The organism is Nocardia macrotermitis, assembly GCF_009604405.1.
In the GTDB taxonomy this organism is placed as follows: Bacteria; Actinomycetota; Actinomycetes; order Mycobacteriales; family Mycobacteriaceae; genus Nocardia; species Nocardia macrotermitis.
Window position 1 is genome coordinate 303546 of the sequence record NZ_WEGK01000001.1, and the last position, 24952, is coordinate 328497.

Genomic DNA, 24952 nt, shown 5'->3' on the forward strand with positions numbered 1-24952 from the left:
CGCCACCGGATCCTCGTGTACGACAACCGTTTCCGACGGCTCGGGCGCGAGCTCGACGGTACTCACGACATGATCTCCTCTGCTACGTCTTCGTCGGTGTCGGCTGTTTCCGCGGCCGCGGCGGGCGCGCCGGTCAGCGACAGGAACACATCGTCGAGGCTGGGCCGGTGCACCTGCGCGTCGAGCACGCACACGCCCGCGTCGTCCAGGCGGCGCAGCGCCTCGACCATGGTGCGCGACCCGTCGCCCACCACGATCGCGACCTCGTCGGTCCCGGCCTCGTGCGTGGGTTCGCCGATACCCACCTCGGCCAGTACGGATTTCGCCTGCTGCGGATCCTGTCCGGCGGCCAGCGTGACCGTCAGCCGGTCGCCGCCGATCGAGGTCTTGAGCTCGTCGGCCGAACCGCGCGCGATCACCCGGCCGCGATCGATCACCGTGATGCGATCGGCCAGCAGATCGGCCTCCTCCAGATACTGCGTGGTCAGCAGCACCGTGGTGCCGTCGTCGACCAGTTCGCCGATGACGCCCCACATGTCCAGGCGACCGCGGGGATCCAGGCCGGTGGTCGGCTCGTCCAGCACGACCACGGTCGGCCGGGCCACCAGCGCGCCCGCCAGATCCAGGCGGCGAGCCATGCCGCCGGAGTAGGTGCCCGCCCGCCGGTCCGCGACATAGTCCAGACCGAATTGCCCGAGTAGTTCGGACGCGCGGGCCGCGGCCCGCTTGTGCGACATCCCGTACAGCCGCGCGACCATGCGCAGATTCTCGAATCCGGTCAGATTCGCGTCCACGGCCGCGTACTGCCCGGACAGCCCGATGCGGGTGCGCGCGGCGGCGGGATCGCCCAGCACGTCGACGCCCGCCACCCGCACCGCTCCGGCGGTGGGTTTGAGCAGCGTGGTGACGATGCGCACGGTCGTGGTCTTCCCGGCCCCGTTGGGCCCCAGCAACCCCATCACGGTGCCGCTGGGTATCTCCAGATCGATACCGTCCAGCACCCGCACCCGCCCGTACTGCTTCACCAATCCGGCGACCTCCACCGCCAGAGTCACAGCATCTCCTTCGCGTCGTCGGCTCGTACGTCGTTCGCACGCAAAGCCTTGTCGGCCAATCGTTCTCGCAGTACGGGCCCGATCACGGCCAGCGCCTCGGGAGTGGTCATCCCCGAATGGCGGCAGCGCACCTTCTGATCGTGGATCGCACCGGTCACGTACGGTTCCCACGCCTGCGCGCAGCGGGTCGGGTCGGCCCGGTTGATCTCGTCCTCCGCGGCGGTGAAGAAGACCAGATCGCCCTCGAAGACCCGCGGCCGGAAGCCGTGCGCCAACTCCGCGCCCGCTTCGTAACCGGCGTGCAGCCGCTTCAGGTGATCCACCGTCAGCGCCGCGAACGGGCCGGGGCGGTTGCGCAGCAGTTCCGCGGCGTCCTCCAGGGTCAGGCGCGGATCGACCGCGTGATCACCGCCCAGCAGATCACTGCCGAATTCCCCGATGATGTCGGCGATCCCGGGCACGGCCTGATCGAGCCACTGGTCGGTGAGCCGGTAGCTGTCCATCATCGCCAGCAGCTCGACCCGCTCACCGGCATCCTGCAACTGCACCGCCATCTCGTGCGCGATGAGCCCGCCCAGCGACCAGCCCAGCAGCTGGTACGGCCCCTCGGGCTGCACCGATCGGATCTGTGCCACATAGTCTTTCGCGGTCTGCGCCAGCGTCGCGCGGGGTTCGGCCCCGGTGACGTGCGGCGCCTGCAGGCCGTACACCGCGCGGTCCGCAGGCAGGTGTGCGAGCAGTCCGGAGTAGCACCACGACAGTCCGATCGCCGGATGCACGCAGAACAGCGGCCGCGTATTCGATCCCGCCGGGACCACCGCATCGGTCAGCGCGTGGGCCCGGGCGCCGCTGCGCGCGGCCGCCTCCACCGAACGGATCGGCAGCAGCGGTCGCAGGGCCGCGGCCAGCACCTCACCGGCGTCGTCGTCCAGTCGCCGCGCGATCGCCGCGGGCGTGGAATCCCCGAACATCAGCTGCACCGGCATCTCGATCCCCGCGGACCGCAACTGCGCGACGACCTTCGTGGCCAGCAGCGAATTACCGCCCAGATCGAAGAAACCGTCGTCCACACCGACCGCGTCCACACCGAGCACATCGGCGAAGGCCGTGCACAGCGCCCGCTCGGCCGGGGTGGTCGGCGGCCGGTAACCGGTCCCGGACCCGAAGACGGGTTCGGGCAGCAATCGGCGATCCAGCTTGCCGACCGGTGTCAGCGGCAGCCGGTCCAGCAGCGTGATCGATTGCGGCACCATGTAATTCGGCACCAGTTCGCGGATGTGCGCGTTCAGCTCGGCCACCGTCGGAGCGGTCCCGGCCAGCGGCTTCACATACGACACCAGCGCGGTCGAACCCGCCGGGGTCCGATGACCGATCGTCAACGCGACCTCGACCGCGTCGTGTCTGGACATCGCCGCGTCGATCTCGCCGAGTTCGATGCGGAAACCACGGATCTTCACCTGATGGTCGGTGCGGCCGACGTATTCCAGCTCCCGGCGACGGCCGTGCACACACCAGCGCGTCAGGTCGCCGGTGCGGTACATGACCTCACCCGGCTTGCCGTACGGGTTCGCCACGAAACGCTGCGCGGTCAGCCCCGGCCGATCCAGATAGCCGCGGGCCAGCGCCGGACCGCTCAGGTACAGCTCACCGGTGACGCCGCCCGGCGCGGGGTGCAGACGCCGGTCGAGTACGACCGCGTTCACACCACGGATCGGGCCGCCGATGGTGATCGGCATGTCCGGGACCGTGGGCGGGGAGATGAGCGTGACGATGGTGGTCTCGGTCGGCCCGTACACGTTGTACAGGTTCCGGCCGCGACTCCAGCGCGTCACCAGTTCCGGCGGCAGCGCCTCACCGCCGACCAGCACGTGGCGCATCTCGGTGATCTCGGACGGATCCACCGTGCCCAGCGCCGAGGTGGTGATGAACGCGTGCGTGATGCCCTCGTCGATCAGCACCCGGCCCAGTTCGGCGCCGCCGTACACGCCGATCGGCGTGATCACCAGCGTGGCCGAACCACCCAGCGCCAGCAGCAGATCCAGCATGGCCGCGTCGAAACTCGGTGTGGCGAAATGCAATACGCGATCCCCGGGCCGGACCTCGAAACGCGCCGCGGTCTCGGCGGCGAAGTTCGACAAGCCGCCGTGCGTGACCACCACGCCCTTCGGGGTGCCGGTGGACCCGGAGGTGTAGATCACGTACGCCGGATGTTCCATCCGCAGCTCGCCCAGGCGGTCGGCCGCGGTGATCGGCGCGTCCGAGGTGTGCAGCACCCGACGCCGGAACGAGGGCGCGTCCAGGACCGTCCAGTCCACCCCGTCGGGCAGGTTGTCCCGATGCGCCGAGAGCGTAACGCCCAGTGCCGCACCGGAATCGGTGAGCATGTGCGCGATGCGGTAGTCCGGGTAGCCGGGATCGATGGGCACGAAGGCCGCGCCCGCCTTGGCCACCGCCAGGGTGACCGCGACCGACTCCGCCGAACGCGCGATGCCCATCGCCACCAGCATCTCCGGACCCACACCCTGCGCGATGAGCACCCGGGCCAGCCGGTTGGTCCAGCGGTCCAGGGCGTCGTAGGTGATCTCGGTACCGCCGCCGCGCAGCGCCACCCCCTGCGGGTCGACCCGCACCGCGGCCTCGAACACCTCCGGCAGCGTCAGCGGACGACCCGGGTTGGCGCCGCGCACCGGTACCAGAGCCGACCATTCGGCCGGTTCGAGCCAATCCAGATCACCCACGGGCGTGGCCGGATTCGCGGCCGCGGCGCTCACCAGCCGGACCAGCCGGGTGCCCAGCCGGGCCGCGGTGGCCTCGTCGAACAGGTCGCGGGCGTAGTTCACCGAGACGGTGATGCCGTCCGGTTCCCGGTCCGCGGTGCGCGATTCGGTGAGGGTGAACTGCAGATCGAACTTCGCGATACCCGGATCGGCATCGCACGCCTCGATCTGCAACCCGGGCAGCTCCAGCACCCGCACCGGCTCGTTGCGAACCGACAGCATGACCTGGAACAGCGGGTGATGCGATTGTGAGCGCGCCGGATTGAGCACCTCGACCAGGCGCTCGAACGGGACGTCGGCCTGGGCGAACGCCTCCAGGTCGGTTTCGCGCACCGCGCGCAGCAGCTCGGCGAACGAGGCGTCGCCGTCGATTCCGGTGCGCAACACCAGGGTTCCGACGAACATGCCGATCAGCGCGTCCAGCGCGGGATCGCCGCGACCGGCGATCGGGGTGCCGATCGCGATGTCGTCACCAGCGGTGATCCGGTGCAGCAGGGTGGCCAGCGCGGCGTGCAGCACCATGAAGATGGTGACGCCGTGCTCACTGGCCATCGCCTGCAATTCGCGATGAGTGCGGGCATCGATCGCGCATTCGACCGAACCGCCGCGATAGCTCGGCGCCGGCGGGCGCGGGCGATCGGTGGGCAGCGGCAGCAGTTCGGGCAGCCCGTCCAGCGCGGTGCGCCAGTAGTCCAGCTGACGGCTGATCGCGGAATCCGGATCGTCCTCGCTGCCGAGCGTTTCCTGTTGCCACAGTGTGTAATCCGCGTACTGGACCGGCAGTTCGGTCCACTCCGGCGGCTGCCCGACGTGGTGGGCGCGATAGGCGGTCGCCACATCCATCGCCAGCGGGACCAGCGACCAGCCGTCCATCGCGATGTGGTGCACGACCAGCACCAGCACGTGGTCGTCGGCGGCGACCCGCAGCAGGTGCGCGCGCAGCGGAACCGCGTGTGCCAGATCGAATCCCGGTCCGGCCAGCCGCCGCACCGCCTCGTCGATCTCGCCCTCGGCGACCTCGCTCATCCCGATCGCGACCCGCGCGGTGGCCGGGTCCAGCACATGCTGGAAGGGTTCGCCCTCGAGTTCACCGAAGACGGTCCGCAGCGTCTCGTGCCGGGCCTGGACCGCGTTCAGCGCGGACTGCATGGCCACCACGTCCAGGATGCCGCGCAACCGCAGTGCGGCCGGGACGTTGTAGACCCCGGACCGCTCGCCCGCTCCCCCGGATTCGTTGAACCGGTTGAGGAACCACAGCCGCCGCTGCGCCGCAGACAGCGGCACCCGCCGCGGCCGCGTGCGCCGGCCCAGTACCGGAGTGTCCCGGCCGACCCGGCCGCGCCCGTCCAGGCGGGCGGCCAGTTCGGCCACCGTCGGGGTGGCGAAGACCGACCGCACCTCGAGCCGGGTGCCGGTCGCCGCGGCGAGCCGCGCCACCAATTGCGTTGCCAGCAGCGAATTTCCGCCGACGTCGAAGAAATTGTCGCCAGCGCCGACCGTCTCCGCACCGACCAGTTCCGAAATCACTTGTGCGACCAGGCGTTCGGCGTCGGTGCTGGGCTCCCGGTCCTGGGTGTGGACCACCTCGGGCTCGGGAAGCGCCGCCCGGTCGAGTTTGCCGACCGGGGTGAGCGGAATGCGGTCCAGCACCGTCAGGCTGGCCGGAACCATATGCGCCGGAAGGTGTTCGGCCACATGGGCACGCACCGCCGTGACGTCGACCGCCGCCGTGACATCCACCGGCAGCACATACGACACGATGCGCTTGGTTCCCGCGACGTCACGAACCTCGGTGTGCGCGAAGCGGATCGAGGGATGGGCGGTCAACGCCGCAGTGATCTCACCCAGCTCGATCCGGAATCCGCGCAGCTTGACCTGATCGTCGCCGCGACCCAGATAGACGATCTCGCCCTCGGCGTTCCAGCGCACCACATCGCCGGTGCGATACAGCCGCGCACCCGCCGGGCCGAACGGGTCGGCCACGAAACGCGCCGCGGTGAGCCCGAATCGGCCGAAGTACCCGCGCGACACGCCCTGACCGCCCAGGTACAACTCACCGGGCACCCCGACCGGCACCGGCCGTAGCCGCTCGTCGAGCACCACCGCCCGCGCCCCGCGCACCAGGGTGCCGATCGGCACCGGCTTGCCGGGCCGCAGCGGTCCGGCGATCGTGGCGACGATGGTCGTCTCGGTCGGACCGTAACCGTTGAACACCATGTGCTCGGCGCCCCAGCGCGCCACCAGTTCCGGCCCCAGCGCCTCGCCGCCCAGCATGATCCCCACCAGATGCGGCAGCGGCCAGCGGGTGTGATCAATGGTGGCCAGCGCCGCCGGAGTCATGAAGGTGTGCGTGATGCGTTCGCGATCCATCAGCGCGGCCAGTTCGTCACCGCCGTACACATCGGCCGGGCTGATCACCATGGTCGCGCCCGATCCGATGGACAGCAGCACATCCAGCACCGCCGCGTCGAAGCTCGGCGAGGAGAAATGCAGTGTGCGCGAATCCCGGTCGACCTTCATCCGATCGCGCAACTCGTCCGCGAAGTTGGACAGCCCGGTGTGGGTGACCGCGACGCCCTTGGGGGTTCCGGTCGAACCCGAGGTGTAGATCAGATAGGCCAGATCCGAGGTCCACACGGTACGCAGCCGATCCGCGTCGCCGACCGCCGAGGGATCCTGATCCTGGATCTCGGCGCGCTGATCCGGGTCGTCCAGCAGCAGCCATTCGGTGTGCACGCCGCCGACCCCGGCCTCCCGCAGCCGCCCGATGTGGGCGCCGACCGTCACGCCGGACCGGCAACCGGAATCGGTGAGCATATGCCGCACCCGGTCGGTGGGATAGTTCGGATCCACCGGGACGAAGGCCGCCCCGGCCTTGGTGACCGCGAGCACCGTCGCGACCGAATCCAACGACCGGGTCAGGCCCAGCGCGACCCGGTCACCCGGGCCGATACCACGCCGGATGAGTTCGCGCGCAAGACGATTCGAGTAGGCGTCCAGTTCGGCGTAGGTCAGTTCGGCCTCGCCCGCGCGCACCGCGACGCGTCCGGGATGCAGATGCGCGGTGACGGCGAAGTAGTTCGCCAGGCTGCACTGCGGGGTGGGCACCGGTCCCTGTGCCGGGGCCAGCCGCAGCCGCTCGTAATCGGTGCGAGCGTCGATGTCGCGCACCGGGATTCGCGGATCGGCGGCGATCGCGGACAGTACCAGCCCGAGCCGCTCGGCCAGCAGCCGCACCGTCTCCTCGTCGAAAAGTTCGGCAGCGTAGACGAATTCGAAACGTCGCTCGGGGGCGTCGGCCGAACGACCGGGCAGCACCCGCAGTTCCAGATCGAACTTCGCCAGCGCGATGTCGAGTTCCTCGGCGCGCAGGGCCAGTCCGGGCAGCCGCAGCGCCGGAATCGGACCGTCCTGCACCGTCAGCGCGACCTGCAACAGCGGCCGCAGCTGCGCGTCCCGGCCGCCGAGCGACTGCACCTCGGCCACGACCCGCTCGAACGGCAGATCCGCGTTCGCCATGGCCGCGAGCTCGTTGTCGCGATCCGCGGCCAGCTGCTCGACGAACCGGCGATCCGGATCGATCCGCGAACGCAGCACCAGGGTGTTGACGAACATGCCGACCAGATCGTCCAGGCGGGTGTCCGCGCGACCGGCCACCGGCGTGCCGATGACGATGTCGCGGCCACCGGTCACCGAGCGCAACAGCACAGCCAGCGCCGAGCGCAACACCATGAACAGGCTGACGCCGCGGTCGCGGGCGAGTTCGTCCAGGCCCTCACGGACGTGTTCGGGCACCGTGAACCGCACCGTGCCCGCGCGCTGGGTGGGATGTTCGGGCCGCGGCCGGTCGTACGGCAGCGGCATCGCCTCGGGCAGCCCGTCCAGCGTCTCGCGCCAGTACCGCAGCTGGGTGGCCGCGAGGCTGACCGGATTGTCCTCGTCGCCGAGGCAATCACGTTGCCACAGACTGAAATCCGCGTACTGCACGGGCAGCGGCTGCCAGGCCGGTACGGACCCGGCGCACCGCGCGGCGTAGGCGACCGCCAGATCGCGGGTCAGCGGGATCAGCGACCAGCCGTCCGCCGCGATGTGATGCAGTACGATGCCGAGCCGGAACTGCTGGGAACCCGTGCGCAACAACGTGATTCGAACCGGGATCTCACGGGTCAGATCGAAGCCGCGCTGCGCGAGGGTGCGCAGCGCCAGGGCCGCGTCGGTCTCGTCGGTCTCGACCGGCTCCAGCACCGGCATGCACCGGTGGGTGTCCAGGATCAGCTGATACGCCCCGGAACGATCCTCCGGGAACACCGTGCGCAGCACCTCGTGCCGGCCGACCAGATCGGTCAGCGCCGCCCGCAGGGCCGCGATGTCCGGATCGCCGTCGATTCGTATCACGAACGCGATGTTGTAGGCGCTGGATTCGGGAGAATAGCGGTTGAGGAACCAGACCCGCTGCTGTGGCAGCGACAAGGGGAGCCGTCCCGGGCGCGGGGAACGCACAGCCAGCGCAGTCCGTTGCGTCCGGGGCGTTTCCAGCAGGCGCACGGCCATGTCCGCGACCGTCGGCGCCTCGAACACCGCCCGCACCGGCAGGTCCACACCGAACTCGTCGTACAGCGCCGCGGACAACCGCGTCGCCAGCAGCGAGTTGCCGCCGACCTCGAAGAAGCTGTCCTGGGCGCCGGGCATCGGATGCCCGAGCACCGCGCCGAACACCTCCGCGACCCGCTCCTCGAGTCCGGGCTCGGGCGCGCGCGAACCGCTCGTCGACGCGAACACCGGTTCCGGCAACGCTTTTCGATCGAGTTTGCCCGATGGCGTCACCGGCACCTCGTCGATGACGACGATCGCCGCCGGCACCATGTACCCGGGCAGCTGCCGCCGCGCCGCGTCGAGCACGGCCGCGGTATCGATCGGCCCCTCGGCGGTGATGTAGGAGGCCAGCCGCATGGTGCCGTGCTCACCGGTGTGCACGATGGTGAGCGCGAACCCGACCCCGGGGTGGGAGCGCAGCGCGTGGTCGATCTCGCGCAGTTCGATGCGGAAGCCGCGGATCTTGACCTGATCATCCGCCCGGCCCAGGAAGCGCAGCTGCCCGTTGACGTCGGCGACCACGAGATCGCCTGTGCGGTACATCCTTTCGCCGCGCCGACCGTGCGGGTTGGCCGGGAAGCGCTGTGCGGTCATGGTATTGCGCCCCAGATACCCGCGAGCCAGACCGGGCCCGGACAGATACAGCTCGCCGGGAACACCCGGCGGCACCGGACGCAACCGGTTGTCCAGCACGAACAGTCGCATCCCGCGCACCGGCATACCGATCGGCACGGGTTGTCCGGCGACCATCGGCCCGGTCGCGGTCGCCGCGACGGTCGCCTCCGACGGGCCGTACATGTTGTGCATGCGACGCCCGGCGGTCCAGACGCTCAGCAGATCCTCGGGGCAGGCTTCGCCGCCGACGATCACCGCCTCCAGATCGTCGAGTCCCTCGCTGGGCACGGTCGCCAGCGCGGCCGGGGTGATGAAGGCGTGGGTGACCCGCTCGGTGCGCAGCAACTCGGCGAGTTCGGAGCCACCGTACAGCCCGGCCGGGGCCACCACGATGGTCGCGCCCGCCGCGAATCCGAGCAGCAGCTCCAGTACCGAAGCGTCGAAGGACGGCGACGAGAAGTGCAGTGTGCGTGCGGAATTCGTGACGCCGAACAGATGCCGCTGCTCGTGGGCCAGACAGGCCAGCCCGGCGTGGGTGACCACGACGGCCTTCGGCGTCCCGGTGGATCCGGAGGTGTAGATCAGATACGCGGGATGGGCCACCCGCAGCGGGTGATGCCGGTCCACATCGGTGATCGGGGCGCCGGACTGCCGCATGATCTCCGCGGCCAGTTCCGGAGATCCGGCCAGCAGCCAGTCCACATCGCCCTTGCGGTGCCGACCCCGGTGCATCGGCCATTCCGGCATGGCCGCATGGGATTTCGCGTCGGTCAGGCCCAGCATCGCACCGGAATCGGTGAGCATGTGCGCGATCCGCTCGGGCGGGTAGCCCGGATCGATCGGCACATAGGCCGCACCGGTCTTGGCGACGGCCCAGATCGCGGCGATCGCGTCCAGTCCGCGCGGCAGCGCGACGGCCACGACCACCTCGGGTCCCGCGCCGCAGCCGATCAGCACTCGCGCCAACCGGTTCGATGCCTCGTCCAGCTCCCGGTACGTGGTGTCGCGGCCCAGGTAGCGCACCGCGACGGAGTCCGGGACGCGCTGTGCGGTCTCGGTGAGCAGGCGGGCCAGGGAGATCGGCGGTTCGGCCGGCGCGCCCGTGATCGGGACCAGCCGGGCGGTCTCGCGGGCGTCCAGGATGTTCAGATCGCCGACCGGCGCCTCGGGGGCGGCCACCGTCGCGGCGACCAGCCGGACGAACCGCTGCGCGATGGTGCGCACCGTCGACTCGTCGAATACATCGGTGGCGTAACCGAATTCGGCGTGCAACGTGCCGTCGGAGGCGGCGCCGCTCTCCTGCACGGTCAGTTGCAGATCGAACTTGGCGACCCCGGATTCCATCGGCAGCACGCGCGCGTCCATGCCCGGCAGGCTGATGCGCAGATCCGGATCGTTCTCGTAGGACAGCATCACCTGGAACAGCGGATGCCGTCCGGCGTCACGCGCCGGGTTGACGACCTCCACCAGCCGCTCGAACGGCACGTCGGCGTTGGCGAAGGCGTCCAGATCGGTCTCCCGCACCCGATCGAGCATGCGGTCGAAGCCCGCGGCCGGATCGACCTCGGTGCGCAGCACCAGCGTGTTGACGAACATGCCGACCAGATCGTCCAGCGCCGGATCCGACCGGCCCGCGATGGGAGTGCCGATCGCGATATCGCCGGTGTTGCACAGCCGCGAGAGCAGTACGGCCAGGCATGCGTGCAACACCATGAACGCGCTCACGCCCCGCTCCGCGGCCAGCGCCGCCACCGCCCGGCGCACCTCGGCCGGAATCGTCACCGCCACCCGCGCGCCCTCGGTGGTGCGCTGCTGCGGCCGCGGACGATCCAGCGGCAGATCCAGCTGATCGGGCAGTTCGGCCAGCGCGGTGCGCCAGTAGCTCAGCTGACGGCCCAGCGCGCTGGCCGGATCCTCCTCGTCGCCGAGCAGTTCGCGCTGCCACAGCGCGAAATCGGCGTACTGCACCGGCAGCGGCAGCCACTGCGGCGGATGCCCGGCGGTGCGGGCGGCGATGGCGGTCATCAGATCGCGGGCCAGCGGCGCGACCGACCAGCCGTCACCGCAGATGTGATGCAGGATCACCAGGAAGACGTACCGATCCGCCCCGGTGCGATACAGCGCGATCCGGAACGGCGCCTGGGTGCGCAGATCGAAGCCGTATCCGGCGTATTCGGTGGCCAGCGCCAGCACGTCCGCGCCCTCGGCGTCGATCGCGTCCAGGGCCAGCGGGATCTGGTCGGCCGGATGGACGACCTGACGCGGGCCCTGCGGGGAATCCGGGAAGGTGGTGCGCAGGCTCTCGTGTCGTTCCAGCACGTCCAGCACGCCCGCGCGCAACGCGTCGGCGTCCACCGTGCCGGTCAGTTCGACGGCCAGCGGCATGTTGTACGCCGAGGCGTGTTCGGCGAACCGGTTCAGGATCCACAACCGCTGCTGGGCCAGCGAGAGCGGAATGCGTTCGGGCCGTTCGGCGGCGACGAGTTTGGGTTGTGCGGACAGCGGGTAACGATCATCCAGTGCGGTGGCGAGTGTGGCCACCGTGGCGGATTCGAAAAGATCGCGGATGGTCAGCTCCGCGCCCAACGTGGTGTTGATCCGGGCGACCGCGCGGGCCGCCGAGAGCGAATTCCCACCCAGCTCGAAGAAACTGTCCGCGACGCCGATCGCCTCGACACCCAGGATCTCGCCGAAGATCGCGGCGATCCGACGCTCCACCTCGGTGCGCGGTCCGGTCGCGTCGCTCGCGCGCCGCACCCCCGATTCGGGTTCGGGCAGGGCCTTGCGATCGGCTTTTCCGTTGGCGCTCAACGGCATTTCGGTGAGCACGATCAGATGCGCGGGCACCATGTAGCCGGGCAGGCTGCGCTGCAGCGCGCGGTTCAGCTCGTCGACGTCCAGATCGAAATCCGGTGCGGCAACGGCATATCCGACGAGTTCGTCACCCGCGTGGGTGCGGCGCGCCACGCAGATCGCCTGCGCCACACCGGGTGCGGCCAGCAGCGCGGCCTCGATCTCACCGAGTTCGATGCGCAGCCCGCGGATCTTCACCTGGAAGTCGGTGCGGCCCAGGTATTCCAGCACCCCGCCGGTCGCCCGCCAACGGACCAGATCACCCGTGCGGTACATCCGCATGCCTGGGGTGAAGGGGTTGGCGACGAATCGGCCCGCGCTCAGGCCGGCGCGTCCGAGATAGCCGCGCGCCAATTGCGTTCCGGCCAGGTACAACTCGCCCACCACACCCGGCGGCACCGGGCGCAACCGCTCGTCCAGCACGTAGACCTGCGTGTTCCAGATCGGCGCACCGATCGGCACGGACTCCTCGCCGACGACACACTCCCAGGAGGTCACATCGACCGCGGCCTCGGTGGGACCGTACAGATTGTGCAGCCACGGGGAATCCTCCCCGCCCCGCGCGCCGGGAGCCGAATGCCCCAGTGCCGCATGGAAATCCCGCACGGTCGCCGCGGGCAGCGCCTCACCGCTGCAGAACACCCGACGCAGCGCGGTGCACCCGCCGACCTCGATGTCGGTGACGAACACCGACAGCATCGACGGCACGAAATGCGCTGTGGTGACCGACTTCTCGGCGATCACCCGGGCCAAATAGACCGGATCGCGATGCCCGCCGGGTGCCGCGATCACCAACCGCGCCCCGATCTGCAAGGGCCAGAAGAACTCCCACACCGACACGTCGAAGGTGGCGGGCGTCTTCTGCAACACCACATCGCTGTCGTCGAGCCGATACTCGTGCTGCATCCAGCGCAACCGGTTCACGATCGCGGCGTGCGAGATGCCCACGCCCTTCGGACGTCCGGTGGATCCCGAGGTGAAGATCACGTACGCCAGATGATCCGGGCGCAACCGGGCGCGGCGATCGGCATCGGTGAGCGGTGCGCCGGAGACCCCGGACAGATCCGTCGCGCGGATATCGAATTCGCTGACGTCCCCGGGCAATTCGACGCTGTCGGCGCCGGCGGTCAGCACGCACAGCGGGCGCGCCTGGGCCAGGATGTCCGCATTGCGTTCGGCGGGATGATCCGGATCGATCGGCAGATACGCCGCACCGGCCCGCACGATCGCATACATGCCGATCACCAGATCCAGGCTGCGCCGCATCGCCAGGCCCACGACCGTGTCCGGGCCCGCACCGCGCGCGATCAGCAGCCGGGCCAGCCGATCGGCCCGCTCGCGCAGTCGCGCGTAGCTCAGTGTCTCGTCGCCGAATTCGAGCGCGACCGCATCCGGGCAGGTCGCGGCACGTTCCCCGAACGCCTCGGCCAGCGTGCCCGGCCACTGCGGCACCTCGGTGGAATTCCATTCGTGCAGAACCAGATCGCGCTCGGACTCGGTGACGACCGGCACCTCCGCGATGGCCCCGTCCGGGTCCGCGGTCAGCAGCCGGGCCAGGAAATTCACGAAACGGCCGTGGTGCACCGCCAGTTCGTCCACGTCGTAGAGCAGCGGATTGGCCTCGAAATCCACGTGGATCCGGTCGCCGCTGCCGTTGTAGAGGTTGATCGACAGATCCTCGACCGGACCGGTGGACAGCACGTTCAGCGTGCCGACCAGGCTGCCGAAGTGCAATTCGCTGTGGAACAGCATGATGTTGACCATCGGGCCGAAGAAGCCGCGCGAATCCCGCGAATATCCGCAGTCCTTGCGGATGTCGTCGCTGCGGTACCGCTGATGCCGCAGCGCGCCGGTGATCTGCAATTCGGCCGCTTTGACCACGTCACGCAGGGTCGTGGCGGGGTCGAACCGCACCCGGATCGGCACCACGTTGGACACCACACCCGCCGAGCGGCGCAGCGCGACGGTGGTGCGCGCCGAGACCGGCAGGCTCAGCACCACATCCTGATTCCCGGTCACCGCGCGCACGTAGCAGGCCAGCGCGGCGACGAACAACGTCGAGTTCTGGGTATCGAAAACCTCTGCGGCAGTGGCCAGATCGGCCTGCACCTCGGGTCCGAGGCGATGCGTGGCGCGGTGCCGACCGGCGTCGGAGCCGGGCGTGGCCGCGGCCGACGCGGACAGCGTCATCGGAGCTCCGACACCGGCGAGCTGTTCGAGCCAGTACTCCCGATCGGACCGGAACCGGCTGGTATCGCGGTAGGTCGACTCCCCCGCGTAGATCTCGGCCAGCGGCGTGGCGCGCGAGGCCACCGGTTCGGTGTGGTTCTCGAGCGCCGTGTAGATCTCGGCAGTGCGGGTGACCGCGTTCATCGCGCCGTAACCGTCGATAACGATGTGGTGACCCCGGCTGTACCAGATGTAGTCGAGTTCGCCGGTGCGCAGCACCGCATTCGTAGTGAGCGGGTCGTGTTCCAGATCCATCTCGCTGCTGGCGTGGTCGTTCATCCAGCGCAGCGCCGCCGCGCGGGGATCGGCCTCGTGCCGCAGATCCACCCGCGCCCAGCCGGGCCGCCGCGCGGGATCGACCACCTGCCGCGGCTCGCCGTCGATCTCGACCAGCCGCACCTGCCCGACCTGTGCCTCGGCGCCGTACCGCTCGATCGCGTACAGCAGCCGCCCCACGTCCAGATCACCGTGGATCTCGACGTACTGGGCGATGGTCAGGGGCACGTCGGGACGGATCCGCTGGGCGTACCAGAGCGAGGCTTGCGCGGGTGACAGGGCGAAGGGTTGTGCTGATAATTCGCCAGAAGAGCATTGGTCTACACGATCGGTGGCCAATGACCTCATCAATCACTCCGTTCTGCCGCTGTTGACGCAACTCCCCGAGCATCGCCACGCCGGGCATACACGCACCGGCCGTGGGACCTGATCCACGCCCTACTATTCGGAGCATCGGGACGCGCGGATCGGTAGCGATCTCGTAATGTTCTACTTCGAACAACGTTGGCGGATAGGGCCTTTAGTCAGCTACCTCTTCGCAAACTTCGCGATTGCACACGAACGCACAGAGAACTGCGGAGAAACGGGTGACGCGGGGAGCCGGATCCGGAAACGCTTGTATCCGCGGCTAGCGGCGCACCCGGTCGGCGACGGCCTCATCATCCGCCGGTTCCGGGGACGGCATGGTTCGCCGCCTGATAACCGAAGCCACAACAGCAATCCCGGCCACGATACACAACACCCACTCGGGCCGCGGACCCAACGCCGTCGCAGGGGTCGTGGTGTGCCGCAGCGGCAGCTCCGCGCTGAGCCACGCGGGCACGAATTTCGAGGTCTCCTGCCGCACCGCGCCGTCGGCGGTGATGATCGCGCTGACCCCCGACGTGGCCGCGACGACCAGTGCGCGACCGTGTTCCACCGCGCGTATCCGGGACATGGCCAACTGCTGGTAGGTCATCTCGCTGTCGCCGAAGGTGGCGTTGTTGGTGGGCACGGTCAGCAGTTGCGCGCCCGCGTGCATGGAATCCTCGAAGGCGCGGTCGAACGCCACCTCGTAACAGGTGGCCACGCCGATCGCGACGGGCGCACCGCCGCCGGACGGCCGCGCGTGCACCACGCCGTCACCGTGGCCGGGCACGAAATAGCCCGCCCGATCGGCGTATTTCGAGAAGTGCCGGAAGAAGTCGCGATAAGGCAGGTACTCGCCGAACGGCTGGATGATCTTCTTGTCGTGCCGCTCCCCCGGACCCTGCGCACCGTCCCAGACGATGACCGAATTCGTGGTCGTCTCATCGTCGTTGACCAGCACCGCGCCGACCAGGATCGGCGCGTGGATCCGCTCGGAGACCGCGGTGATCTCCGCCGAGGCGTCACTGTTGCGTAACGGATCGATATCGGATGAATTCTCCGGCCAGATCACCACATCCGGCTGCGGCGCGCGGCCCGCGGCGACGGCGTCGGCCAGTGCGGCGGTCTCCCGGACGTGGTTGTCCAGCACCGCCCGCCGCTGGGCGTTGAAGTCCAGGCCCAGGCGCGGCACGCTGCCCTGGATGGCGGCGACGGTGATCGTGCGGTCGCCGTCGGTGGGGCCGGGCAGGGCGATCCGGAAGAGCAGTCCGACGACCGGTATCGCGACCACAACCGCTGCGGCGGCGGCGATTCCGATCCGCCATCGGACACCGCGACGTTCGCGCAGCCCGATCACCAAGGCCGCCAACGCCGTTCCGGTCAGCGCCACCGCGAAACTCACCCCGGGTGCGCCGCCGAGCCACGCCAGCGGCAGATACCAGCCGTCGCCCTGGCCGAATGCCAGTCTGCCCCAGGGGAATCCGCCGAAGGGGAAACTCGAGCGGCACCATTCGGTGAGGCTCCAGATCGTCGCCACCCACAGCGGCCAGCCCGGCAGCGCGCACACCAACCGCGCCAGCAGGCCGAACAGCCCGATGTAGATCGCGCACGCCAGCGACAGCCCCAGCCAGGGCGCCGGGCCGACGTAGATGCCCGTCCACGGCAGCAGCGGCACGAAGAACGCCAGCCCGGCAACCAGCCCGTAACCGAAGCCGCCGCGCGACTTCCGGCTCGACCGCACCACCAGCGTCAGCAGCGCGATGCCGAACGGGGCCAGGTACCAGCAGGTGCGGGGTGGGAAACTCGCGTAGATCAGCAGGCCCGCGACGATCGCGCCGACCAGCCGTACCAGCACCGGGTACCGCGTCGCCGCGGCGATCAGGCGCGGGCCCGAACCCGTTGCGGCATCAGGGTTCTCGGGGCTCTCGGGGTTCTCGTGGTCTTCTCGCACGTCCACGAGTTCGTCCCTCTCACGCGGCATGGATGGTGGTTCCCCGGTGCACGGTACGCAGGCAGCGCGGCAGCGGCGCGCCCGGGTCGAGCGGGGGCAGGCCCGGCACCCGCGAACGCGGATCGGTCGACCAGCGCTGCACGGTGTCCGAGGCCGCGGCCACCACCAGATCGGCGGCTTCCCAGATCGCGTAGGAGGCGGGCGCGCCGGGCACGAGGGTTCCGGCCACGCCGTCCCGCACCCCACCGGCACGCCACGCGCCACGGGTGGCGGCGGCGAAGGCCGCGCGCGGGGAGATCTGGTGTCCGGGGGTGCGGTGCTGGGCGGCCGCACGCACCGCGGCCCACGGATTCAGTTCGGTGACCGGGGCATCCGAGCCGATGGCCAGGCCGATCCCGGCGGCCGCCATGGCCGCGAACGGGTTCAGCGCGGCGGCGCGCGCACTGCCCAAGCGGGCGGCGTACATGCCGCCGGGTCCACCCCAGGCCGCGTCGAAACCCGGTTGCACACTGGCGATCACGCCGAATCGGGCGAAGGTCTCGATCTGTTCGGGACCGATCGCCTCGGCATGTTCGACCCGATGTCCGCGGGCGGCGAGCGCGGGACCGCCCACCTCGGCCGCGACCCGGGCCACCGCCTCGGCCACGGCCGCCACGGCCGCATCGCCGATGGCGTGGAATCCGGCCTGGATCCCGGCCTCGGTGCAGGCGCTCAGATGCGCGGCGATGGCGTCGACGTCGAGATAGCCGCGGCCCACGGTGTCCCGATCGGCGTACGGCGCGTGCAGCAGGGCCGTGTGCGAGCCGAACGACCCGTCCACGAACAGATCTCCGGCCAGGCCGTGCACACCGAGTTCCTTCACCAGCGTGCGGGCCTCGTCGGCGGTGCGGACCGCCTCGCCCCAGTAGGCGCGCACCTCCACGCCGTGCGCGAACTCCAGCAATTCGGTCACATCGGCCGTGCCGGAGATCTGCGGTCCGGCGCACTCGTGCACGGCGACGATGCCGTTGGCCGCGGCGTGATCGAGGGCGGCGCGGCGGGCGCGATCACGCTGGGCGCGGTCGAGCCGGTCCAGCACGGCGCTGCGGGCCAGATGATGCGCGTGCGCGCACAGCGGCTCACCGCGGGTGTGGCCCTCGGCGGTGGCGATCTCCGGTACCGACTCCAGCAGCGCGGTCGAGACGACGGCCGAATGTGCGTCCACGCGAACGAGATACGCGATGCGGCCGGGTCCGGCGGCGGCGTCGATCTCGGTAGGTGCGGGCGGGCGGCCTTCCGGCCACGCCGTCTCGTCCCAGCCCTCACCGATGATCACCGCGCCGGGATGCGACCGCGCGTACTCACCCACCAGGCTCAGACACTGCGCGAGCGATGCGGCTCGGGACAGATCCAGCCCCGTCAACTGCAAACCCAGCGCGGTCACGTGTACGTGCGGATCGACGAATCCGGGCGCGACGAACGCGCCCTCCAGATCAATGATCTCCGCATCGGGGTGCAGCGCGCGCCCCGGTCGCTCGGCCCCCAACCACACCACGGTGCCGTCTTCGATCGCCATCGATGTGGCGTCGGGCGAAGCAGGGCTGTGGATGCGACCGCCGACCAGCAACTGGGTACTCACGGAACACCAGTTTGCCGCACCGGATTTTCGGCGCGATCCCCGGCATCACGGCGGCTGGCACGCCCCGATCCGGATGGTGTCACCACCACCCGGATCGGACTGGACGAGTCGGGTTACCGGCCGTCGATCATCGGGCGCGCGGGGCCCTGACCGTCGTCGTAGTACTCCTGCACCACGACGCCGTCCACCACATCGCCGGACGGATCCACGACCACGCCCCGGTAACCGGCGGCCATGGTCAGGCGATCGATGCGGCGGGTGGCGAAGGCCGAGACGACCGGGCGCAGCAGGCGGCGCGTCGGCAGCAGCAGGAGCAGGCCGAACACCGAGGTGACCAGGCCCGGCACGAACATCGCGACCGCGCCCAGGGTGACCAGCGCGCCATCGGCGACGGCGGTGCCGGGGGCGATCTCCCCGCGACTCGCGCGCCGGAACTGGTCGAACACCCGGCGGCCCTGCGAGCGCACCAGGATCAGCCCCAGCCCGGAACAGGCGATGAGCAGCAGTATCGTTGCGACGACGCCGATGAAATGGCCGACCACGACGAGGGCGGCGATCTCGACGACCAGGTAGAGAGCGAACAACAGCGCGGGCATGGCGGTCCTTTCCGAAACCATCTACCCCTTGCAACGACCGGATCGCCCGATTTTCTCCCGATTCTCCTGAGCGGTCGCTGAGAATCTCACGCGCCCGGCCGCACCAGCCCGGTCTCGTAGGCCAGCACGACCGCCTGCACCCGGTCGCGCAGACCAAGTTTGGTCAGTACCCGGCCGACATGAGTTTTGACGGTCGCCTCGGACAGGAACAGTTGCGCGGCGATCTCGGCATTGGAACGCCCGGCGGCGATCTGCTCGAGCACCTCGCGCTCGCGGGCGGTGAGGACGTCGAGGACGGCCGCGTCGCGGGTACTGCCCGGATCCTCGGCGATGAGCCGGTCCAGCAGGCGTTTGGTCACTTTCGGTGACACCACCGCGTCACCGGCGGCGACGCTGCGGATGGCCGAGATCAGATCCTCCGGCGGGGTGTCCTTGAGCAGGAATCCACTCGCGCCCGCCCGCAACGCGCCCAGAGCATGCTCGTCCAGGTCGAACGTGGTCATCACGAGAACCCTGCTGCCGCAACCGGATTCGAGGATCTGCCCGGTGGCGGTGACACCGTCCACGACCGGCATCCGGACGTCCATCAGCACCACGTCCGGGGTGAGTTCGCGGGCCCGCCGCACCGCCGCGGCACCGTTGTCCGCCTCCCCGACGACCGTCAGATCGGGATGTGCGCCCAGCACCATCCGCAGTCCGGCGCGCATCAGTTCCTGGTCGTCGACGACTAGCACGGTGATCGGCACGTCACCAATCTACTGGGACGTCGTACCGGTCACGCCCGGCCGATTCGGTAACGCCTGCGCCACGGCATGATTCGGGTCGGCTCATTCGGCCGCGTCGCGCGCGAGCGGAAGCGTCGCCCGCACCCGCCAGCCGCCCTCGGGACGCCGCCCCGCCTCGAGCGCACCACCCAGCACCGCCACCCGCTCCCGCATCCCGACCAGCCCCAGGCCACTGCCCGAAATGCCGTTGCGCACAGCCAGATCCGGCCCATCGCCCGCGGTCGGCGATCCCGCGCCGTGCCCGAGATCGGTGACCTCGACCAGTACGTCCGCGTCCCGGCGATGCACCCGCACCCACGCCTTCGGGGCCGGACCGGCGTGCCGGAAGGTATTGGTCAGCGACTCCTGCACGATGCGGTGTACGCCGAGGCTGACCTCCGCGGGCACGTCGTCGAGTTCCCCGGTCAGCTCCAATTCGACCGCGAGCCCCGCGTTGCGCATCATCTGCACCACCTTCGCCAATCCGGCGGTGCCGTGTTGCGGCAACTGCTCCGGGGCGTGTTCGGTGCGCAGCAGCGCGACCGTGCGCCGCAATTCGCGCAGGGCGTCGCGCCCCGTGGCAGCGATGGTTCCCAGCGCCTGTTCCGCGACATCCGGGTCGGTGCGCAACGCGTATTTCGCACCGTCGGCCTGCACCACGATGACGCTCACCGCATGCGCGACGATATCGTGCAACTCCCGCGCGATCCGGGTGCGTTCGGCCGAAACCGCTTCGTGCGCACCACGTTCCCGGTCGTAGTCGGCCACCGCCAGCCGCGCGGCCACCTCCGTGTCGTACGCGTGCCGCGCCCCCAGGAATTCGGCCAACGTCCAGCACAGCGCATAGAACAGCGTCAGAAACGCAACCGTCGTCAACACCGATTCGCGCAACAGCAGATCGGCGAGCACCGCGTCGACGACCAACCCACCCAGATAGAGCAGCCCGTCCCGCCGCCCCACGTAGGCGACCAGCGTATACAACGCGATCCCGACCGCGACCAGCGCCGGAACCTGCAAATCCTCCCCGATCAACCAACTGACCAAGGTCGTCACGATCGCCAATACCAGCAACGCCCCCGCGCTGGTCCGCGGATACCGCCGCCGAAACACCACCGGCACCGGCACGATCACCGCGAATACGAGATACACCGCCAGATACCGCTTGTGCCCCACGGTCGCCAGATCGACCAACACCAACGCCCCCGCCAACATCGCATCAGCGACAAGCGGTTTCCCCCGAAGCCACAAGCTGAATCGCCGCACCACCCCACCCTATGCGCGCTCCCGAGTTCTCCCACCCTGACGCACCCACCCCTCCGACGCCGCGGGCGAACCCCGCACGGTTCCCGGCATCACCCGACCACCTCGCAACGTGGCCAGCGGCGAATCGTCTCCGTCCCGCTGGAAATCGCGCGCGAAGCGAAGGGCTCGGCGAGGCCGACCCCGAGCACAGGCCACGCCTCAGTAGCGTGCTTCCGCCGGGATGGGCCGTGCTACCCGGTCCGGGTGTCCCGCCAGCCACGGTGCCAGCACCCGCGAGGTCGTCTCGCGAATCTTGTGCTGCAACCGTTCCCCGTCCTCGATCGCGTGCCGCCCCGAGAACAACACGGTCAACGCACCCGAGACGGCCCCCACCACCGCACCGACCAGCGCGGCCGCGCCGACCTCGTCGAGTTCCTCCGGAAACGCCGCCCGCAGATGACGCGCGATCTCCTGCTGCGCGACCAATTGCGCGTGCGCCGCACGCCCGCTCACCGCCGGAACTGTCCGCGAGACCTGCGCCCGCAGCACCGCGATGCGCGCCGCGAGCGTGTCGCCGAGGTGATCGCCGGGATTGTCGCCCGCGGCCCGCAGCGCGCGCAGCAGCACCTCGACGGGTCGTTCGTCCGGGCGGCGAGTGGCAATCGCGTGCACCGCGGCCTGCACCCGGTCGTCGGGCTGCGGGAACAGCAGTTCCTCTTTACTCTCGAAGTAGTTGAAGAAGGTGCGGGTGCCCACCTCGGCCGCCGCGGCGATGTCGGCGACGGTCGTCGCCTCGTAACCACGGGCCTCGAACATCTCGACAGCGGCCTCGAGGAGGGCGCGGCGGGTGCGTTCCCGCTTGCGATCACGCAGGGCTGATGGCGGCACGCGGGCAGACAGTACGGCATGTGAGGACCGATTCCGGGCAGGCAGCGTGTCCGCGCGTTGCACCGCACGCCATCTCGCACGGCATGCGAGCTTGCACCCGATGCAGATGCGCACGGCGTGTCATACTGTGCCGCACCGCATTCCGGAACCGGCCGGACCGTTCGGTTGAACGACCGGTTCGCGAGCAATTAGCGTGTGCGAGGTGAGTATCACACCTCGCGCCGTGGAGGAACAGTTCCGCGCGCTACCGCTGACCGCCCTGGCCGACGCCGCGCTCGCGGCCGCGCGCGCCGCCGGCGCCGACTATGCCGACCTGCGCGTACACCGGCTCGTGCAGCAGACCATCCGGTTGCGCGACGGCCGCGTCGAGGCAGTCACCGATTCGACCGATCTGGGCTTCGCGGTCCGCGTGATCGTCGACGGCACCTGGGGTTTCGCCTCGCACGCCGACCTGTCCCCCGACACCGCCGCCGAGGTCGCCCGGCGCGCGGTGACCGTCGCGACGACGCTGCGGGCCCTCAACCGCGAACGGGTGCTGCTGGCCGACGAGCCGGTGCACCGCGACATCGAGTGGGTCTCGCAGTACGCGATCGACCCGTTCGAGGTGCCGACGCCGGACAAGACCGCGCTGCTGCTGGACTATTCCGAACGCCTCTCGGCCGCCGACGGAGTCGACCACGTCAGCGGACACGTACTCCAGGTCAAGGAGCAGACCTACTACGCCGACACCGCGGGCTCCTCGATCACGCAGCAGCGGGTGCGGGTGTATCCGCAGTTCGAGGCCATCACGGTCGACCCGTCGGCCGGAGCCTTCGAGACCATGCGCACCCTGGCCGCACCCGCCGCGCGCGGCTGGGAGTACCTCACCGGCGAGGACGGCGTCTGGGACTGGACCGGCGAACTCGCCCGGATCCCGGAGTGGCTGGCCGAGAAGGTCAAGGCGCCGACCGTCGCCCCGGGCCCCACCGATCTGGTCATCGATCCGACGAATCTGTGGCTCACCATCCACGAATCCATCGGCCACGCCACCGAATACGATCGCGCCATCGGCTACGAATCCGCCTACGCCGGAACCTCGTTCGCGACCCCGGACAAACTTGGCACGTTGCGGTACGGCACGCCGATCATGCACGTCACCGGTGATCGCACCGAAACCCACGGCCTGGCCACCGTCGGCTATGACGACGAGGGTGTGGCCGGGCAGCGCTGGGATCTGATCCGCGACGGCGTGCTGGTCGGCTATCAGCTGGACCGGGCGTTCGCGCCGCGCCTGGGTCTGGATCGTTCGAACGGCTGCTCCTACGCCGATTCCGCGCATCACGTCCCGATCCAGCGAATGGCCAACGTCTCGCTGCAACCGGATCCGGTGCGCGACACCAGCACCGAGGAACTGATCTCCCGCGTGGACAACGGCATCTACGTCGTCGGCGACAAGTCGTGGTCGATCGATATGCAGCGCTACAACTTCCAGTTCACCGGACAACGTTTCTTCCGAATCCGCAACGGCCGCTTGGCCGGTCAGCTGCGCGACGTCGCCTACCAGGCCACCACCACCGATTTCTGGGGTTCGATGGAGGCCGTGGGCGGCCCGTCCACCTGGGTGCTCGGCGGCGCGTTCAACTGCGGTAAGGCACAGCCCGGCCAGGTCGCGGCGGTCGGGCACGGCTGCCCGTCGGTGCTGGTGCGCGGGGTCAATATTCTCAACACCCGATCGGAGGCCGGGCAGTGAGCGTGCTACACGGCGGTGAAGTCGTCGAACGCGCGGTGGCCGCGTCGCGGGCGGACGAGGTGATCGTGATCGTCACCGACGCCTCGGAGGCCGCGCTGCGCTGGGCCGGAAATTCCATGACCACCAACGGATCCACCACCTCGCGGGAGTGGTCGGTGGTGTCGATCCTGCGCACGGGTCCCGCCGCGGCGCGCGTCGGCAGCGTGAGTTCCACCAGCGTCGACCCGGCCGATATCGAGGCCGTGGTGCGCGCCAGCGAGGCAGCCGCACGCTCGGCCGCACCGGCCCGCGACGCAGTGCCGCTGCTGGCACCGGACACCGTCGGCCTGCACCTCGACCAGGACTGGGCCGCGGCTCCGGCCGCGACCGGAATCGACGTGTTCACCGGCCTGGCCGCCGATCTGGCCAGCGGTTTCGACGGCGCGGACCGGCTCTACGGCTTCGCCCACCACCAACTGCACACCACCTGGCTGGGCACCTCCACCGGCATCCGCCGCCGCTGGACCCAGCCGACCGGATCGGTGGAGATCAACGGCAAGCGCGGCTCGGACGCGGACACCGCGAGCGCCTGGGTCGGTGCGGGCACCCTCGATTTCGCCGACGTCGACACTCCGGGCCTGCTCACCGAACTCGCGCGCCGACTGGACTGGAACGCCCGCCGGGTCGACCTGCCCGCCGGACGCTACGAGACGCTGCTGCCGCCGTGCGCGGTCGCGGATCTGCTGATCAACCTGGTCTGGGAGATGCAGGGCCGCGGCGCGAACGAGGGTCACACGGCCTTCTCCCGCGCGGGCGGCACCCGAATCGGCGAGCGGCTCACCGATATTCCGCTCACCCTGTACTCCGATCCCAGCGCGACCGGCCTGGAGTACCGGCCGTTCGTGGCGACCGCGTCCTCCTCGGACGCGCTGTCGGTCTTCGACAACGGCCTCCCGGCGCAACGCGTGGACTGGGTGCGCGAGGGCGTGATCGACAATCTGGTGTACCCCCGCGCGATCGCCGCCGAATTCGACGCGCCCGTCACGGTTCCCGGCGACAACCTGCTGATGACCGGCGGTTCCGCGGCCACCCTCGCCGATATGATCGCGAGCACCGAGCGCGGACTGCTGCTGACCTGCCTGTGGTACATCCGCGAGGTCGATCCGGCCACGCTGCTGCTCACCGGCCTGACCCGCGACGGGGTGTATCTGATCGAGGACGGCGCGATCACCGCCGCGGTGAACAACTTCCGCTTCAACGAGAGCCCGCTGGACCTGTTGCGCCGCACCACCGAGGCCGGGGCGACCGAACTCACCCTGCCGCGCGAATGGAAGGACTGGTTCACCCGAACGGCCATGCCCGCCTTGCGAATTCCCGACTTCCACATGTCCTCGGTGAGCCGCGCGACCTGACGTACGCCATGTCCGGAGCGGACGGGA

10 protein-coding genes are annotated in these 24952 nt (G+C 69.9%); 2 read left to right on the forward strand and 8 right to left on the reverse strand.

Features of this window, described 5'->3' with window-relative positions:
* Positions 1–62: 62 nt before the first annotated feature.
* The 8 genes from NRB20_RS01330 to NRB20_RS01365 all read right to left on the reverse strand — a co-directional run bounded on the left by NRB20_RS01330 (position 63) and on the right by NRB20_RS01365 (position 21805).
* Entirely contained in the window at positions 63–1055 is a 993-nt protein-coding gene (locus NRB20_RS01330; protein WP_319944305.1) for an ATP-binding cassette domain-containing protein, read from the reverse strand.
* Positions 1052–14746, reverse strand: a complete 13695-nt coding sequence (locus NRB20_RS01335; RefSeq protein WP_153407323.1) for a non-ribosomal peptide synthetase — start codon at positions 14744–14746, stop codon at positions 1052–1054. The genes NRB20_RS01330 and NRB20_RS01335 overlap by 4 nt, the downstream gene beginning before the upstream one ends.
* A 280-nt stretch (positions 14747–15026) precedes the next feature.
* Positions 15027–16727 carry an apolipoprotein N-acyltransferase gene (gene lnt / locus NRB20_RS01340; protein ID WP_153407324.1) on the reverse strand — a complete coding sequence of 567 codons (1701 nt, stop codon included), beginning with the start codon at positions 16725–16727 and terminating at the stop codon, positions 15027–15029.
* Complete coding sequence (locus NRB20_RS01345; RefSeq protein ID WP_319944306.1) at positions 16717–18315, reverse strand: amidohydrolase; 1599 nt, start codon at positions 18313–18315, stop codon at positions 16717–16719. Before NRB20_RS01345 ends, lnt begins: the two co-directional genes overlap by 11 nt.
* 113 nt (positions 18316–18428) lie before the next feature.
* Positions 18429–18911, reverse strand: a complete 483-nt coding sequence (locus tag NRB20_RS01350; protein WP_153407768.1) for an FxsA family protein — start codon at positions 18909–18911, stop codon at positions 18429–18431.
* 86 nt (positions 18912–18997) lie between these two features.
* Complete coding sequence (locus NRB20_RS01355; RefSeq protein ID WP_319944307.1) at positions 18998–19657, reverse strand: response regulator transcription factor; 660 nt, start codon at positions 19655–19657, stop codon at positions 18998–19000.
* 81 nt (positions 19658–19738) lie between these two features.
* Positions 19739–20938, reverse strand: coding sequence for a sensor histidine kinase (locus NRB20_RS01360; protein ID WP_319944308.1), 1200 nt, complete (start codon positions 20936–20938; stop codon positions 19739–19741).
* A 198-nt stretch (positions 20939–21136) separates the two neighbouring features.
* Positions 21137–21805, reverse strand: a complete 669-nt coding sequence (locus tag NRB20_RS01365) for a TetR/AcrR family transcriptional regulator (RefSeq protein WP_319944309.1) — start codon at positions 21803–21805, stop codon at positions 21137–21139.
* A 202-nt stretch (positions 21806–22007) separates the two neighbouring features.
* On the opposite strand from NRB20_RS01365, the gene NRB20_RS01370 reads away from it, so the two are divergent.
* Both NRB20_RS01370 and NRB20_RS01375 read left to right on the forward strand, forming a co-directional pair.
* Positions 22008–23534: a TldD/PmbA family protein gene (locus NRB20_RS01370; RefSeq protein ID WP_406603766.1), complete on the forward strand. Its 1527-nt coding sequence runs from the start codon at positions 22008–22010 to the stop codon at positions 23532–23534.
* A 2-nt stretch (positions 23535–23536) separates the two neighbouring features.
* Positions 23537–24925: a metallopeptidase TldD-related protein gene (locus tag NRB20_RS01375; RefSeq protein WP_319944427.1), complete on the forward strand. Its 1389-nt coding sequence runs from the start codon at positions 23537–23539 to the stop codon at positions 24923–24925.
* The last annotated feature ends 27 nt before the right edge of the window (positions 24926–24952 follow it).

What these genes read in the sequence shown, in the direction of transcription:
- NRB20_RS01335 (WP_153407323.1), bottom strand. Translation starts at nt 14,746, where the DNA reads ATGAGGTCATTGGCCACCGATCGTGTAGACCAATGCTCTTCTGGCGAA.
- lnt (WP_153407324.1), bottom strand. Translation starts at nt 16,727, where the DNA reads ATGCCGCGTGAGAGGGACGAACTCGTGGACGTGCGAGAAGACCACGAG.
- NRB20_RS01350 (WP_153407768.1), bottom strand. Translation starts at nt 18,911, where the DNA reads ATGCCCGCGCTGTTGTTCGCTCTCTACCTGGTCGTCGAGATCGCCGCC.